Raw genomic sequence first — 15,922 nt, 5'->3', positions numbered from 1 at the left:
CACCTGGGTTCTCAGACGGTGTGCCCCCGTACGCGCGTGATCCACCCTGTACGGGGGCGGCAACACCGGGTGACCGTCAGGCGGCTGCGCGCCTGGCGAGCCCGTCGCCGGACCGGGTCACCAGGGCGGCCAGCAGGGCGGCGCCGAGCGGGACCAGGAGCAGCAGCGTCCCGAACGTCTCCCACGGCAGCACGACCGGCACGTACACCGTGTGGTCCGGGCTGCCGGGGAGTTCCAGGAGTCGCTCGGCCTCGTGCCGCTGGAAGAGCCGCAGACCGACCGCGGGCAGGATTCCGGACGCGGTGCCCAGGACGACTCCCATGAGGGCCACCAGGCCGCACTGGAAACCGCTGAGGGCCCGTCGCACCCGTGGGGGCGCGCCGACCGCCGACAGGGTCTTCAGGTCCGCCTCGGCGTCGGTCTGTGCGAGTCCTGTCGCGATGCCGGCGGCGCCGAGGGTGACCAGGCCGGCGAAGACGGTCAGCACGAGCAGGGCGACCCTGTCGCCGCCCTGGTAGCCGGACTCGATCTGGACCGGGGCCTCCACGCCGATCCGGTCGATCTGCGCGGCCAGCTGCTGCCGCTGCCGGTCGGTGGCCGCCCCGTCCAGGGTGAAGTACGAGGCGAACGGCCGGGTGGTGAGTCCGGCCGCCCGGGCGGCGGACGGCGGCAGGACCAGGGCGATGCCGTAGCCGTCGAGGCCTTCGGGCGCCTGGTGCACGGCGAACACCTTGTCCTCGCCGGGGGCGTCGTCGCCCGATCCGCTCACTGCACGGTCCGCCTCGGCGCTGATCAGCCGCACCGTGACCCGGCCGTCCTTGACGTCGCGCCGGTCGAAGGAGACGGCCCGCCCCGACTTCAGCGCGGAGACCGTACCCGGGTCCGTGACGGCGAGGGCGGTCAGCAGCTTCTCGTCGGCGACGACCAGCGGGTACGCCGAGACGTGCCGGGGGACGGCGCACCGCCAGTCCCGGCGCAGCGCCTTCTGCTCCGCCGCGGTGAAGGAGGAGAGCTTGACGCCGGCCGCGTGCAGCGGGCAGCGCTGGTCCGCGGGCCGGAAGACCTCGGCCCGGCCGCAGCCCTCGCCGTGCGCGTCCTGGTCGCAGTCGGGCGCCCCGACCTGGACGTAGTCCACGTCCGCCCGTACGGACAGCGGGAGTTCGCGGCTCACGGCCTCGCGGACGGCCGCCATGGCCTTCTGGTGCCCCTCCTCCTGCAGCTCCACCCGGCCGGCGCCGGCCGGCAGGTCGGCGACGTACTCGAACCGGGCCTGGGCGTCGCTGCTGTGCTCGTAGGTGGCGACCGCGACGGTACCGGCGACGGCGGCCATGACGGCGGCCACGGCGGGCGCGGTACGGCCCCGGTTGCGCACGGCGTCGCGCAGGGCGAGCCGGGGCGACAGCGGCAGCCAGCGCCCGAGCCGCCCGAACAGGCCGACCAGCACCGGGGTGAGGGCGACGAGGCCGAGCTCGGCGAGGGCGCTGCCGAGCACGACGATGCTGGCGCCCATCGCGGCGGCGCTTCCGAGCAGGGCGATCGCCGTGCCGAGGCCGAGGGCCGCGAGCCCCACGAAGGGCAGGACGCGGTTGGCCCGGCGGATGCCGCGCCGGCCGGTCAGCGAGGACAGCACGGTCTGGCGGGAGGCGCCGACGGCCGGGGCCACCGCGGCCAGCAGCCCGGTCACGACGGCGAGCAGCGCGATCCCGGCGATCTCCAGCGGGCGGAAGTCGAGGCTGCCGAAGCGCACGCCGACGAACTCCTCCAGCCACGGCCGCAGGGCCACGGTGAGCAGCGTGCCGGCCGCGGTGCCGAGGACGGCCGCGGCCGCGCCGATGACCAGGCCTCCGGAGAGCACGATGGCCCGGATGTGGCACCGGTCGCCGCCGTTGGCGCCGACGAGCCCGAGCTGGCGGCGTGCGCGGCGGGCGCCGACCGCGAAGGCGGGCCCGGCCAGCAGGCAGATCTCCAGCACCGCGAGGCCGACGACCGTGGCGAGCACGGCCATTTCGCTCGCCCGCGTCTGCTGCGGTCCCTCCTGGAGGAGGTCGTCCGTCTGCGCGTAGAGCGGCACGTCGGAGGGGGCCGGCGGGTGCAGGGTGACGGCGCGGGACTGGACCAGGACGCCCTTGGTGTTGGCCTCCTTGACCATGTTCCACGTGAAACCACCGGGCCCGGTCTTCACGAGGTACGTGTCGTGGGCGACCACTCCGGGCACCCCGGCGGACTGGAGCTCCTTGTCGAGCGGGGTCAGCAGGGTGCCGGGCGGGGCGATGACCTCTTCCCTGCCGAGTTCCGACGGCACGTCGTACGCGCCCACGATCCGGTACCAGGTGGCCGAGCCGCGGGGGGTGAACTGCGAACCGACGAACAGGCCGGAGGCGTTCAGGAAGGCGTTGGTGGCGACCACCTCGCCGGTCTCCTCGGGCGCCCGCCCGCGGTCCATCACGACCATGCCCCCGACCAGCGGGTCGGCCAGGTCGAGCTCGCGGAGGTCGGTGTCGAGCAGCCCGTACCGGGTGCGGACCTTGGCGCGGCCGGTGCTGTCCTTGACCGAGGTGGTGCCCGCCGGGAGCGCGGAGGCCAGCTGCTGCGGGTCCGGCTCCCGCGACTGCCCGGGGGTGAAGCCGCCGACGGGCTCGAAGCCGGCGCCGTCGGGCGTCTGGTAGACGGGGACCGCCACGCCCGAGGAGGTCAGGGCGGCGTCGGCGGCGCCCATCGTGCGGGTGAGGTTCTCGGCGGGCGAGAGCAGGGCGCTGCGCAGGGTCAGGTCCGTCGCGCTGACCCCGATGATCGGCAGGGCGATCATCGCGAGGACGAGGGAGCTGCGGCCCTTGGCGCGCCAGGCTTCGCGGCGGGCTATCCGGATGGCCGCGATCCAGGAGTGGTACGCCTTCACGGGCGTCACGCCCGGCCCGGGAGCAGCGAGTCGGCGTCGCTGCGCACGGTCGAGTCGACGATGCTGCCGTCGCGTACGAAGACCACGCGGTCGGCCCAGGCGGCGAAGCGCGGTTCGTGGGTGACGAGGATGCCGGCGGCCCCGGCGTCGCAGCGCGCGCGGAGCAGGGCGAGGACGGATTCGCCGGTCTCGGAGTCGAGGGCGCCGGTGGGTTCGTCGGCGAGGACGAGGCGGCGGTCGCCGACGAGGGCGCGGGCGATGGCCACCCGCTGCTGCTGGCCGCCCGACATCTCGTCGGGGAACCGGTCGGCGGTCGCGCCGAGCTCCATCTCCTCCAGGGCGGCGAGGGCGGCGGTCCGGGCCTTGCGGGCGGACACCCCGTCGAGTTCGAGGGGCAGGGCGATGTTCTCGGCGGCGGTGAGGGCCGGGATCAGGTTGTAGTCCTGGAAGACGTAGCCGATGCTGCGGCGGCGCAGGGCGGCGAGCTGGCGGCGGCTCACGGCGGTGATGTCGGTGCCCTCGACGACGACGCGGCCGCTGGTGGGCCGGTCGAGCCCGCCCGCGAGGCTGAGCAGCGTGGACTTGCCGGAGCCGGAGGGCCCCATGACGGCGACGAGTTCGCCGGGGTACACGGCGAGGTCGATGCCCCGCAGCGCGTGCACCTCGGTGGCGCCGGTGCCGTGCGTGCGGACGAGTCTGTCGAGCTGGAGTACGGGCTGCGCGGGGCGCTGGTCGGGCATGGGTCCCCCCTGGGACGGCGGTGTCGTCAGCTCCGCGGGGAGCGGGCGGCGCGGGGCTTCGGGGCGGCGGCGGGGCCGGAGGAGGCAGGTTCGTCGGTGGTGGGGTCGTCGGTGGTGGGGCCGTCGGCGGGGCCGGAGGCGGGTTCGGCGGCCTGGGGAAGGGTGGTTGCGGCTCTCCGGCCGGCCGTGAGGGAGAGCCGGACGAGCCGGGACTCGCTGTGGTCGAGCCAGCGGGCCTCGGCTTCGGTCTGGAAGATCAGCTGTTCGAGGACCAGGAGCCAGGCCACGTCGTCGCGTTCGTGGGACTCGCCCTTCTCGATGGCGGCGAGTGCCTGCACCTTGAGCCGGGTGTAGTCCTGCATCGCCTTGATCGTGGCGTGCCGCTGGGCCTGGATGACGGCGCGGATGTCCACGTCGGGCGAGCCCACCGCCATGGCGAGCTTGATGGACAGCTCGTCGCGGGGCGGGTTGGCGCGGTCGACGGGGCGCGCGTACCACTCGCGCAGTTCTGCCCGGCCGGTGTCGGTGATGGCGTAGAGGGTGTGGCCGGCGGTGTCCTCGCCGCCGGGGGCGACGAGTCCGTCGCGCTCCAGGCGGGCGAGGGTGGTGTACACCTGCCCGACGTTCAGGGGCCAGGTGGCGCCGGTGCGGGACTCGAACTCGGTGCGCAGCTGGGAGCCGTACCGGGGTCCTTGTTCCAGCAGGGCGAGAAGGCCGTGGCGGATCGACATACCGAGTATGTATACCGAGTATGTTGCTCCCCGCAAGGCGTTCCCCGGGACGGTCCGCACGCGTCGATCCCGTGGTGCGTGCGGAATCCCGTGCGTTTCGTGGCAGGTCAGAGGCCCTTGCGCAGCCGCACCCCGAGGTAGCCCAGCCCCAGCCCCATCAGGGCGAAGCCGGTGCCGAGCGGGAGCAGGTGCGCGGCCAGGTCGGCGGCCCGTTCGTTCGGCTCGGTGGCGAGGGTGGAGGGGAGTCGCCCGCCCGGGGTCTGCCGCGCCGGAGGCGGCTCGGGCGGAGGCGGGGTGGCGGGCGCGGGCGGGCGGGGCCGCACCGGGGGGAAGGGGCGGGAGGCGAGGACGGCCTCCGGGTTCGCGGGCTCGGCCGCGGGACGCCCCGGCCGCACCCGCCCGACCCCGGCGACGCTGCCGGCCAGCTTCCCGTACTCCTCCTCGCCGGGGGCTTCGTCGGCCTGATCGGCGGTCCGGGGCGCCGCCGCGGGCGCCGCGGCCAGGAGGGAGGCGGAGGCGGCCGGGGCGGCGGGCGACAGCGCCGCGGCGAGCAGCAGGGCCACGGCGGGCAGGTGCCGGGTCCGCGCGACCGGCAGGCGCCAGGTCCGTGCGACCCGCAGGCGCCAGGTCTGAGGGACCCGAGGGAGCCAGATCTGAGGGACCGGCAGGCGCCAGGTCTGAGGGACCCCCGGGAGCCAGGTCCGCGGGACCCGCGGGCGCCAGGTCCGTGCGACCGGCAGGTGTCGGGTCCGTGCGACCCGCGGGCGCCGGGTCCGTACGACCCGTAGGCGTGGGGGCCGCGTGACCGGTGGGCGTGGCGCCCGGATTCTTCGGTTCACGGGGAGCCCCTCCCATGCGTGGGGGTCCCCCCGGACGGAGTCTGGGGGAGGCCGGGATGTTCACGCTCAGATTCACATGGTGGGGCAAAACAGGCATCCCGGGCGCCCTATCGCGGGTGCCCGGGATGCGGTGTCCCGTACATGGAGCCGAACGGCGGACAGCCGTCCGGTCGGCGGGGCCGGCAGCCGGCCGCAGGGGCCGGCCCGCCCGCCGTTCGCCTACTGCGGGTCGCCCGTGGAGATGACCAGCGTGAACTCGGTGCCGTCCTTGTCGATCTTGCCGCCCGCTTCGGGCAGCTGAGACAGCACCGTGTCCTCGCCGTAGACCGCCTCGTCCCGCTTCTCGATCTTGTACTTCCAGCCCGCGGCCTGGATGCACTCCTTCACCGAGCGGACGTTCTTGTACCGGAAGTCCGGCGCCACGACCTTGGAGGCGTCGCTGTAGTGCTTGGTCGGCTCCTTGCACTTCTGCAGGTCGATGGTGCGGCTGGTGTCCGGGCCCTTGTGCCCGGCCTTGGCGGAGCCGGACGGGTTGGTCGCCGGGCCGCCCGTGGTCGTCTGCTGGTTGGCCTGGTCGTTCTTGCCGCCCTCGTCGTCGCCGTTGTTGACGACGGCGTAGACGAGGCCGCCGATGGCCAGCAGCGCCACCGCGATCGCACCCACGACCACCGGCATGTTCCGCTTGCCGCCCGCGCCACCGGCGCCGACCGACGCCTGCTGGGCGGTGGAGGAGGCGAACGGCGGCGGGGTCTGCGGCGCGTACCCCTGCGCCACCGGCTGCTGCGGCGGGTAGGCGTACCCGCCCTGACCGTGCGTCTGCGCCATGGGCGGCGGGGTCGGCGCGTACCCGGCCGGGGCCGGGGTCGGCGCGTACGGCTGCTGCACCTGCTGGGCCGTCGGCGCCGGGAAGCCGGAGTCCAGCGGCGGGAACACGGCCGAGCCGACTCCCGCTCCGCTGCCGCCGGTGTGGGCGCCCGGGACGATGGCCGGGGCACCGGTCTGACCGGCCGCCAGCACCCGTGCGATCTCGTCCCGCATCGTCGCCGCGGTGGGGAAGCGCTCGTTCGGGTTCTTCTTCAGGGCCCGCGCCACCAGAGCGTCCATCGCCGGGGTGAGCGAGCGGTTGACGGAGGACGGGGCGACCGGCTCCTCCTGCACGTGGGCGTACGCGATGGCCAGCGGCGAGTCGGCGTCGAAGGGGAGCCGGCCGGTCAGCAGCTGGAACAGCATGATGCCGACCGAGTACAGGTCGGAGCGGGCGTCGACGCCGCGCCCCAGCGCCTGCTCGGGCGACAGGTACTGCGGGGTGCCGACGACCATGCCGGTCTGCGTCATCGACGTGACGCCGGACTGCATGGCGCGGGCGATGCCGAAGTCCATCACCTTGACCACGCCGCGCTTGGTCATCATCACGTTGCCGGGCTTGATGTCGCGGTGGACCAGCCCCATCTCGTGGCTGGTGTCCAGCGCGGCCAGCACGTCGGCCGTCACCTTCAGCGCCTTCTCGGCGGGCATCGCCCCGTACTGGCGGACGTCCGCGGCGAGTGCCGAGCCGAGCGGCTGGCCCTCCACGTACTCCATGACGATGTACGGCATGACCGCCGCGTCGCTGCGGCCGTCGGGGAAAGTGACCTCGCCCTCACCCGTGTCGAAGACCGAGACGATGTTCGTGTGCGACAGTTTCGCAACAGCCTGGGCCTCGCGGCGGAACCGCTCGCGGAAGGACGCCTCCCGGCCCAGGTCGCTGTGCAGCGTCTTGATGGCGACCTGCCGGTCGAGCGCACTGTCGTACGCCAGGTAGACGGACGCCATACCGCCCGCGCCGAGCAAGTCCCTTAGCTGGTAACGGCCACCGGCCAGAGATCCGCCCGCGTACTGGGCCTGATTGCCGTCCTGGCTCATGGCTGTTGCTTCCCCTCGGGGTGTGTCTCTACGCGTCCGGCTGATCGCATGTCGGGCCCAGTCTGCCGGAGGGCAAGCACACGTCAAGCCAGGTACCCGTTCCGTGACGACAAGGCCACCACGAGCCATTGTCCGAACGGCCACCTGTTCCGAGGCTGTAGCGTTCATCGGAGCACACGAAATGGACCTACCGCTCAGCGGCGGCCGAGAGAGACGACGGCGAGGACTCATGGCACCCGAACCCGAGGACAGCGGCGCCGGGATGGCAGACGATCCTGAGCATTGGGGCGCCGGCGGCCTGGTCGGCGACGGCCGCTACCGGCTGACCCACCGCCTGGGCCGCGGCGGCATGGCCGAGGTCTTCGCCGCCGAGGACGTCCGGCTGGGCCGGACCGTGGCCGTGAAGCTGCTGCGCCCCGACCTCGCCGAGGACCCCGTCTCCAAGGCCCGCTTCACGCGCGAGGCGCAGTCGGTCGCCGGGCTGAACCACCACGCCGTCGTCGCCGTGTACGACTCGGGCGAGGACAAGGTCGGCCCGAACACCGTCCCCTACATCGTCATGGAGCTGGTCGAGGGCCGCACCATCCGCGACCTCCTCATCAGTGCGGAGGCCCCCGGGCCCGAGCAGGCCCTCATCATCGTCTCGGGTGTGCTGGAGGCGCTGGCCTACTCGCACCAGCACGGCATCGTCCACCGCGACATCAAGCCCGCCAACGTCATCATCACCGACACCGGTGCCGTGAAGGTGATGGACTTCGGCATCGCCCGCGCCCTGCACGGCGCCCAGTCGACGATGACCCAGACCGGCATGGTCATGGGCACCCCGCAGTACCTGTCGCCCGAGCAGGCCCTCGGCAAGGCCGTGGACCACCGATCCGACCTGTACGCCACCGGCTGCCTGCTGTACGAACTGCTCGCGCTGCGCCCCCCGTTCACCGGCGAGACCCCGCTGTCCGTGGTCTACCAGCACGTCCAGGACGCGCCGGTGCCGCCCTCGCAGCTGCCGGAGGGCCAGACCATCCCGCAGGAGCTCGACGGCCTGGTCATGCGCGCCCTCGCCAAGGACCCTGACGACCGGTTCCAGAGTGCCGAGGAGATGCGCGGGCTCGTCCAGTACGCCCTGCAGATGCTCCAGGACCAGGGGCCGAACACCGGCACCTGGAACACCGGCCCGGTCACCATGGCCCTGCCGCACGGCCGCGGCGGCGCGGCGCCCACCACCGCGATGCCCGTCGCCCAGCCCGGCGGCCGACAGCCGTACGCCGCGCACTCCGCGACCTCGCAGTTCCAGCAGCCGATGGTGCCGCCGCTGAACCCGGACGACGGCACGGCCTTCCCCGGCGGCGGGTACGACACGCACGGGCACCACCCGGGCCACGGCGGGGGCCGTGACGGCTACGACGCCTACGACCGGTACGACGACCGCGGCAGCGGCCGTTGGAAGGTGTGGCTGTTCGCGGTCCTCGCCATCGTCGCGATCGCGGGCGGGGTGGCGTACGCCGTCAACACGATGGGCGGCAAGAACAAGGGCGGCGACAACAAGACGCCGGTCGTCCAGAGTTCCTCCAGCGCCAAGCAGGGCGCCCCGTCCGTGCCGCAGAACACGCCGTCGACGAGCGAGACGTCGAATTCCTCGCGGCCGACGGACGACTTCACGCCGTCGCAGACCCGCCCCAGGAACTCGCCGAGCTTCACGCCCTCGCCCTCGTCGTCGCAGATCAGCCCGTCGCCCTCGGTGACGAAGTCGACCCCGGCGCCGACGAAGTCCGGGGGGCCGTCGCCCTCGAAGAGCCAGTCCGGGCCGGCCGATCCGAATCCGCTGGACGAATCGAACTGAGCCCCTGCGGAACCAGAACCGGAACCGGATGGAATTGATCCGGTTCTGGTTCCGGATCCGGTTCCGTTCCGAGGAATACGAGCCCCGTCGCCTGCAGGTGACGGGGCTTCGTGCGACGGGGCTTCGTGCGACGGGGCTACGCGCGCCGCTCCGCCTGCAGGCGGGCCACGTACGCGGCGGCCTGGGAGCGGCGCTCCATGCCCAGCTTGGACAGCAGGCTGGAGACGTAGTTCTTGATGGTCTTCTCGGCGAGGTGCAGCCGCTCGCCGATGGCGCGGTTGGTCAGGCCCTCGCCGATCAGGTCGAGGATCTTGCGCTCCTGCTCCGTCAGCCGGGCCAGGCGGTCGTCGCCGCGGCCGCCGCTGCCGTCGCGCAGCCGCTCCAGCACCCGGGCCGTGGCCACCGGGTCCAGCAGGGACTTGCCCGCCGCCACGTCCCGTACGGCGCCGAGCAGCTCATTGCCGCGGATGGCCTTGAGCACGTAACCGGAGGCGCCGGCCATGATCGCGTCGAAGAGGGCCTCGTCGTCGGCGAACGAGGTCAGCATCAGGCACTTGATGCCCTCGTCCTGCGAGCGGACCTCGCGGCAGACCTCCACCCCGCTGCCGTCCGGCAGGCGCACGTCGAGGACGGCCACATCGGGGCGCGTGGCGGGAATGCGGACCAAGGCGTCTGCGGCGGTGCCGGCCTCTCCGACGATCTCGATGTCCTCTTCGACCGACAGGAGCTCATGGACACCGCGCCGTACCACTTCGTGGTCGTCCAGGAGGAATACCTTGATTTTTCCGTCTTCGCGCACGAACTCAGTTTCACACACTCACCCCTTCCCTGAGGTCGTTACCCGGGATAACGTGCCGTTGTTCCGGCCCCCTGCAAGGCTGTGACCAGTGCTTGTTCCCCGCTGTGCGGATTTACTTGGAAATCCAAGCAAAAACGCAGGTCAAGTAGGGTTTCGCAGTTATGCACGGCACTGGGTAACGTGATTGCGCAGGACTGTCGCCGGGGCACCTGTCACGCCTGAATCCCGTACACGACCGCACCCACCCCGTGCGCGGGTACGGATCCAGGTGAGCCGCACTGGACCCCGGAGAACCCGGGAGCCGGACCGACGGAGGAGCAACACGTGACCGTGGAGAGCACTGCCGCGCGCAAGCCGCGACGCAGCAGCGGCACCAAGCGGGCGGCAGGCGCTGCGAGCGCCTCCAAGACCCCCGCAGCGAAGGCTGTCGCCACCGCGCAGAACGCCGAGCCGCAGCTCGTACAGCTGCTGACCCCCGAGGGGGAGCGGGTCGGCGCAGAAAACCCTGACAACGCGGAGTTCCTGTCCTACGTCGAGGACATCACCACCGAGGACCTGCGCGCGCTCTACCGCGACATGGTGCTGACCCGCCGCTTCGACGGCGAGGCGACCGCCCTGCAGCGCCAGGGCGAGCTGGGCCTGTGGGCCTCGCTGCTCGGCCAGGAGGCCGCCCAGATCGGCTCCGGCCGGGCCCTGCGCGACGACGACTACGTCTTCCCGACCTACCGCGAGCACGGGGTGGCCTGGTGCCGCGGGGTCGACCCGACGAACCTCCTCGGCATGTTCCGCGGCGTGAACCACGGCGGCTGGGACCCCAACGGCAACAACTTCCACCTGTACACGATCGTGATCGGCTCGCAGACGCTGCACGCGACCGGTTACGCGATGGGCGTGGCCAAGGACGGCGCGGACTCCGCCGTCATCGCCTACTTCGGCGACGGCGCGTCCAGCCAGGGCGACGTGGCCGAGGCCTTCACCTTCTCGGCGGTCTACAACGCCCCCGTGGTGTTCTTCTGCCAGAACAACCAGTGGGCGATCTCCGAGCCGACCGAGCGCCAGATGCGCGTCCCGCTGTACCAGCGCGCGCAGGGCTTCGGCTTCCCCGGCGTCCGCGTCGACGGCAACGACGTCCTGGCCTGCCTCGCGGTGACCCGCTGGGCCCTGGACCGGGCGCGCCGCGGCGAGGGCCCGACGCTGGTCGAGGCGTACACGTACCGCATGGGCGCGCACACCACCTCCGACGACCCGACGAAGTACCGGCGCGACGAGGAGACGCAGGCCTGGGAGGCGAAGGACCCGATCCTGCGCCTGAAGGCCCACCTGCTGGCCACCGGCGGCGCCGACGAGGCCTTCTTCGAGGAGCTGGAGGTCGAGAGCGAGGCCCTGGGCAAGCGGGTGCGCGAGGTCGTGCGCGCCATGCCCGACCCCGACACCATGGCGATCTTCGAGAACGTCTACGCGGACGGGCACGCGCTCGTCGACGAGGAGCGCGCCCAGTTCGCCGCCTACCTCGCGTCCTTCGAGGAGGGTCACTGATGGCTGTCGAGAAGATGTCGATCGCGAAGGCGCTCAACGAGTCGCTGCGCAAGGCCCTGGAGACGGACCCCAAGGTCCTGATCATGGGTGAGGACGTCGGCAAGCTGGGCGGTGTCTTCCGGATCACCGACGGCCTGCAGAAGGACTTCGGCGAGGACCGGGTCATCGACACCCCGCTGGCCGAGTCCGGCATCGTCGGCACCGCGGTCGGCCTGGCGCTGCGCGGCTACCGGCCGGTCGTCGAGATCCAGTTCGACGGGTTCGTCTTCCCCGCGTACGACCAGATCGTCACGCAGCTCGCGAAGATGCACGCCCGCGCCCTGGGCAAGGTCAAGATGCCCGTCGTCGTGCGCATCCCGTACGGCGGCGCGATCGGTGCGGTCGAGCACCACTCGGAGTCCCCGGAGGCCCTCTTCGCGCACGTCGCGGGCCTGAAGGTGGTCTCGCCGTCGAACGCGAGCGACGCGTACTGGATGCTCCAGCAGGCGATCCTCAGCGACGACCCGGTGATCTTCTTCGAGCCGAAGCGGCGCTACTGGGACAAGGGCGAGGTCGACACCGACGCCATCCCGACCGCGCTGCACACCTCGCGGGTCGTGCGCGAGGGCGCGGACCTCACCCTGGCGGCGTACGGCCCCATGGTGAAGGTCTGCCTGGAGGCGGCGGCCGCGGCGGCCGAGGAGGGCAAGTCGGTGGAGGTCGTCGACCTGCGCTCGATGTCCCCGGTCGACTTCGACGGCATCCAGGCCTCCGTGGAGAAGACCCGCCGGCTCGTGGTCGTCCACGAGGCCCCGGTGTTCCTGGGCGTGGGCTCCGAGATCGCCGCTCGCATCACGGAGCGGTGCTTCTACCACCTGGAGGCGCCGGTGCTGCGCGTGGGCGGCTTCCACACGCCGTATCCGCCGGCCCGCCTGGAGGAGGAGTACCTGCCGGGTCTTGACAGGGTGCTCGACGCCGTCGACCGCTCGCTGGCGTACTGAGGAGAGCCCCCCGTGACCATCCGCGAATTCAAGATGCCCGACGTGGGCGAGGGCCTCACCGAGGCCGAGATCCTCAAGTGGTACGTCCAGCCGGGTGACACCGTCACCGACGGGCAGGTCGTCTGCGAGGTCGAGACGGCGAAGGCGGCCGTCGAGCTGCCGATCCCCTTCGACGGCACCGTGCACGCGCTGCTGTTCGAGGAGGGCACCACGGTCGATGTCGGCCAGGTGATCATCTCGGTGCAGACCGGCGCCGCGTCCGAGGCGCCCGCCGCCCAGGTCGCCGCTGCCGCCCCGGCCCCGGCCGCCGAGGCGCAGGCTCCGGCCGAGGAGCCCGCGCCCGAGGGCCGCCAGCCCGTGCTGGTCGGCTACGGCGTCGCCCAGTCCTCGACGAAGCGCCGCCCGCGCAAGGCCGTCCCGGCCGCCGCCGGTGCCCCGGCGCCGGTCGGCGCCGCGGCCCCCGTGGCCGCCCCGGCTCCCGTGGCCGTCCCGGCACCCCTCCTCAACGGCAACGGGCACGCGCACACCCTCGGGGAGCGGCCGCTGGCCAAGCCGCCGGTCCGCAAGCTCGCCAAGGACCTCGGCATCGACCTGGCCACCGTGGTCCCCACCGGCGACGGCGGGGTCGTGACCCGCGAGGACGTGCACGCCGCCGCCGCGGCCGCGCTCGCCCCGCAGGCCGCCGCGCCCGCCCCGGTCGCCGCCCCGGTCCCGGCCCCGGCCCAGGCCGAGGCGCCCGCCCGGGCGGCCGCCGCCGCGCCGGCCGAGCCCGGCGCCCGGGAGACCCGTATCCCGGTCAAGGGCGTCCGCAAGGTCACCGCCCAGGCCATGGTCGGCTCGGCGTTCACCGCGCCGCACGTCACCGAGTTCATCACCTTCGACATCACGAAGACGATGAAGCTGGTGCAGGAGCTCAAGGACGACCCCGAGCTGGCCGGCCTGCGGATCAACCCGCTGCTGCTCATCGCCAAGGCGGTCCTGGTGGCCGTCCGCCGCAACCCGGACGTCAACGCGTCCTGGGACGAGGCGGCCCAGGAGATCGTGCTCAAGCACTACGTCAACCTGGGCATCGCGGCGGCCACCCCCCGCGGCCTGATCGTCCCGAACATCAAGGACGCCCACGCCAAGTCGCTGCCGGAGCTCTCCCAGGCCCTGTCCGAGCTGGTCGCCACGGCCCGCGACGGCAAGACCTCCCCGGCCGACATGCAGGGCGGCACCCTCACCATCACCAACGTCGGCGTCTTCGGCGTCGACACCGGCACGCCCATCCTGAACCCCGGCGAGTCCGCGATCCTCGCGGTCGGCGCGATCCGGCTCCAGCCGTGGGTCCACAAGGGCAAGGTGAAGCCGCGCCACGTCACGACCCTGGCGCTGTCCTTCGACCACCGCCTGATCGACGGCGAGCTCGGCTCCAAGTTCCTGGCCGACATCGCCGCCGTGCTGGAGAACCCGCGCCGCCTGGTCACCTGGCAGTAGCCGGCGGCTCCACCGCTCCACCTGCTCCACCCGCTCCACCGTCCGATGGCCGGTCCCCGCTCCAGGGGGCCGGCCATCGGCCGTCGCCGGGCGGGTGCGCACCGGTGGTCGCCGCACCCGGTGGTCGCCGCACCCGGCGGGTGCCGTGCCCGGCGGGTGCCGTGCCCGGTCGGCGGCGCCGCCGAAATCCCTGGCCAGGGCCGACACCCCGTGTGATCATCCACGGATGATCTTCCGTGCTGCCACTGCCGACCCCGACGACCTGGACCGGGCCGCCGCCCCCGCCGACGGCCCCGTCCCCGGCCTGCCCCCCGAGAAGGTCCGCGAGGAGTTCGCCGCCCGTCGCTTCCGCCCCGAGTGGACCTGGTTCGCCGAGGACGCGGACGGGGAGGTGCTCGCCCGCGCCCTGTGGTGGGGCCGTGCCGACAGTGAGCGGCCCATCGCCCTCGACTGCCTCCAGGTCCGCTCCTCGGTCGCCGACCCGGCGGCCCTCGCCGCCGGGCTGCTGGCCGCCGGGCACGGGTCCTTCGGCGCCCTCCCCCTCTACAACCTCTCCCTGCCCGCGGACTGGCGGACCCGCCCGGACCTGGTCGAGGCGGTGGCCTGGCGCCGGGATGCCGCGCAGCGGACGGGCCTGGTCCGGGAGATCGAGCGGCTGCGCTACGAGTGGACCCCGTCCGCCGGGACCGCCGGGACCGCCGGGACCGCCGGGTCGACGGGGCGGCTCGTCTTCCGGGAGGGCACCGACGAGGAGTTCCTCGACGCCTTCGTCCGGGTCTGCGAGGGCAGCCTCGACCTGGCCACGCAGAGCGAGCTGCGGGTGCGGACCCCCGAGCAGCTGGCCCGCGAGGACATGGCGTTCTACCTGGACTGCCCGGGCGAACGTTCCTGGTGGCGGCTCGCCGAGCTGCCGGACGGCACGCTCGCCGGCCTGGCCGTCCCGTCGGCGACCCCGTACCACCGCAACGTCGGCTACCTGGGCGTCGTGCCCGAGCAGCGCGGGCGGGGCCTGATCGACGAGGTCCTCGCCGAGATCACCCGCTTCCACGCGGCCGCGGGCGCCGACCGCATCACCGCGACGACGGACACCGTCAACGCCCCCATGGCCGCCGCCTTCGCCCGCGCGGGCTACGAGGTCTCCGAGATCCGCCTGGTCCTGGAGGCCCCCGAGCACGACTGACCCGCGCGGCGCGGACCCGGACGCCGGAGCCCGCCCGCCCGGGTCGCCCCGCCCACCCCGGCCGGCGGGCCGGAACGGCGGCTCGGGCGGCGCGCGGAGGGTCCGGGAGGGTAGCCTTCCGGGCCTGAAGGGGGGCGTGCCGGTTGACCATCGCCGAGTTGCAGGTCTACTCCGTCGAGGAGGCCGACCTCGCGGGCGGGCTCTGCACCGTCCGCTGCATCGGGGGCGTCGCCCGGACCGGCCAGGTGTACGCCGCCGGGGACGCACGCCTCGGCCTGCGCGGCATCGAGCGGCACGGGCACCGGGCGGGGTCCCTCCGCGCCGGCCAGGCGGCACGCGTCCGTCTCACGGGCGCCATGACCGCGCTGCTGGCCCGCGGGCAGGTGCTGACCGCGGTGCCGCCCGGCGGTCATGCGCTGGCCGACCTGGAGGCCTGGCTGGCCACCGACCCGCCGCTGGCCGACGAGCCGCACCCGCTGACCCTGCGCTCCCACGGCGTGTCCGGGATGCAGGACGACGCGCTGCCCGACGGGATGCGGTTGCGCTGGGGCCGGGTGGCGCTGGCCGCGGTGGACCGCACGGCCGCCTGGGCGGAACGGCATCCGCTGGACCACGCGATCGACCGGGCCGGCGTAGGGGCCTACCTCATCCGGCAGTTCGGCCCCGGCCCCTGCCTCGGCGGCGACCCGGCCGGACTCTGCCGCGAGCTGCTGGACCTGATCGACCTGACCCCGGCCCAGGCGGCCGCGGAGGGGCTGGCCTGGCGCGACCTGCCGCGCCGCCGCATCCGCCACCTGCGCCGCATCAAGCTCATGCTGAACAGCATGGCCACGGTCCGCCCCCACCTGGCGGGGACCTCGGACACCGCCCGGGCCGTGGACGCCTGGGCAGGGGTCCGGGCCGTGCTGCCCTGAGCCCCCCGCACGGGCGGGGGAGGCCGCCGCGTATGCGGTGTGGCGGTGGGTCGCTTGCGGCATCATGGCCGTCGTCTGCGAACGGGATCGGG

The 15,922-nt window shown here is 73.5% G+C and carries 12 protein-coding genes; 6 read left to right on the top strand and 6 right to left on the bottom strand.

Going from position 1 to position 15,922, the window contains the following annotated elements:
• Positions 1-76: 76 nt before the first annotated feature.
• The 5 genes from ACZ4VL_RS17775 to ACZ4VL_RS17755 form a co-directional block, all read right to left on the bottom strand.
• On the bottom strand, positions 77-2,806 hold the full coding sequence (locus ACZ4VL_RS17775; protein ID WP_468200626.1) for an FtsX-like permease family protein: 2,730 nt from the start codon (positions 2,804-2,806) through the stop codon (positions 77-79).
• Between the two features lie 95 nt (positions 2,807-2,901).
• Positions 2,902-3,636: an ABC transporter ATP-binding protein gene (locus ACZ4VL_RS17770; protein WP_468200536.1), complete on the bottom strand. Its 735-nt coding sequence runs from the start codon at positions 3,634-3,636 to the stop codon at positions 2,902-2,904.
• Positions 3,637-3,662: 26 nt separating this feature from the next.
• Positions 3,663-4,367, bottom strand: coding sequence for a PadR family transcriptional regulator (locus ACZ4VL_RS17765; RefSeq protein ID WP_468200534.1), 705 nt, complete (start codon positions 4,365-4,367; stop codon positions 3,663-3,665).
• 107 nt (positions 4,368-4,474) lie between these two features.
• Positions 4,475-4,930, bottom strand: coding sequence for a hypothetical protein (locus ACZ4VL_RS17760; protein WP_468200532.1), 456 nt, complete (start codon positions 4,928-4,930; stop codon positions 4,475-4,477).
• Positions 4,931-5,425: 495 nt separating this feature from the next.
• Positions 5,426-7,108 (bottom strand): protein kinase domain-containing protein, encoded by a 1,683-nt coding sequence (locus ACZ4VL_RS17755; protein WP_468200530.1) that lies wholly within the window; start codon positions 7,106-7,108, stop codon positions 5,426-5,428.
• 229 nt (positions 7,109-7,337) lie between these two features.
• Here ACZ4VL_RS17755 and ACZ4VL_RS17750 point away from each other — a divergent pair, with 229 nt between their 5' ends.
• The gene (locus ACZ4VL_RS17750) at positions 7,338-8,945 is read left to right on the top strand and encodes a protein kinase domain-containing protein (protein WP_468200528.1); all 1,608 of its coding nucleotides are present in this window, start codon (positions 7,338-7,340) and stop codon (positions 8,943-8,945) included.
• A gap of 136 nt (positions 8,946-9,081) precedes the next feature.
• Here the strand turns inward: ACZ4VL_RS17750 and ACZ4VL_RS17745 are convergent, their stop codons facing one another.
• Positions 9,082-9,744, bottom strand: coding sequence for a response regulator (locus ACZ4VL_RS17745; RefSeq protein ID WP_468200527.1), 663 nt, complete (start codon positions 9,742-9,744; stop codon positions 9,082-9,084).
• A gap of 324 nt (positions 9,745-10,068) precedes the next feature.
• Here ACZ4VL_RS17745 and pdhA point away from each other — a divergent pair, with 324 nt between their 5' ends.
• The 5 genes from pdhA (at position 10,069) to ACZ4VL_RS17720 (ending at position 15,830) form a co-directional block, all read left to right on the top strand.
• On the top strand, positions 10,069-11,280 hold the full coding sequence (gene pdhA, locus ACZ4VL_RS17740) for a pyruvate dehydrogenase (acetyl-transferring) E1 component subunit alpha (protein WP_468200525.1): 1,212 nt from the start codon (positions 10,069-10,071) through the stop codon (positions 11,278-11,280).
• Entirely contained in the window at positions 11,280-12,260 is a 981-nt protein-coding gene (locus ACZ4VL_RS17735; protein ID WP_468200523.1) for an alpha-ketoacid dehydrogenase subunit beta, read from the top strand. The genes pdhA and ACZ4VL_RS17735 overlap by 1 nt, the downstream gene beginning before the upstream one ends.
• Before the next feature lie 12 nt (positions 12,261-12,272).
• Positions 12,273-13,736 carry a dihydrolipoamide acetyltransferase family protein gene (locus tag ACZ4VL_RS17730; protein WP_468200522.1) on the top strand — a complete coding sequence of 488 codons (1,464 nt, stop codon included), beginning with the start codon at positions 12,273-12,275 and terminating at the stop codon, positions 13,734-13,736.
• A gap of 226 nt (positions 13,737-13,962) precedes the next feature.
• Positions 13,963-14,916, top strand: a complete 954-nt coding sequence (locus tag ACZ4VL_RS17725) for a GNAT family N-acetyltransferase (RefSeq protein ID WP_468200520.1) — start codon at positions 13,963-13,965, stop codon at positions 14,914-14,916.
• Positions 14,917-15,059: 143 nt separating this feature from the next.
• Positions 15,060-15,830, top strand: coding sequence for a hypothetical protein (locus ACZ4VL_RS17720; protein WP_468200519.1), 771 nt, complete (start codon positions 15,060-15,062; stop codon positions 15,828-15,830).
• The last annotated feature ends 92 nt before the right edge of the window (positions 15,831-15,922 follow it).

The sequence above is a fragment of the Streptomyces sp. NPDC029014 genome, assembly GCF_055564695.1.
This window is presented reverse-complemented; position numbering and strand designations above follow the sequence as displayed.

Bases quoted from the DNA above. Each gene is read 5' to 3' on its own strand.
- ACZ4VL_RS17770 (WP_468200536.1), bottom strand. From the start codon at position 3,636: ATGCCCGACCAGCGCCCCGCGCAGCCCGTACTCCAGCTCGACAGACTC.
- ACZ4VL_RS17775 (WP_468200626.1), bottom strand. From the start codon at position 2,806: ATGATCGCCCTGCCGATCATCGGGGTCAGCGCGACGGACCTGACCCTG.
- ACZ4VL_RS17755 (WP_468200530.1), bottom strand. From the start codon at position 7,108: ATGAGCCAGGACGGCAATCAGGCCCAGTACGCGGGCGGATCTCTGGCC.
- ACZ4VL_RS17750 (WP_468200528.1), top strand. From the start codon at position 7,338: ATGGCACCCGAACCCGAGGACAGCGGCGCCGGGATGGCAGACGATCCT.
- ACZ4VL_RS17735 (WP_468200523.1), top strand. From the start codon at position 11,280: ATGGCTGTCGAGAAGATGTCGATCGCGAAGGCGCTCAACGAGTCGCTG.
- ACZ4VL_RS17725 (WP_468200520.1), top strand. From the start codon at position 13,963: ATGATCTTCCGTGCTGCCACTGCCGACCCCGACGACCTGGACCGGGCC.
- ACZ4VL_RS17765 (WP_468200534.1), bottom strand. From the start codon at position 4,367: ATGTCGATCCGCCACGGCCTTCTCGCCCTGCTGGAACAAGGACCCCGG.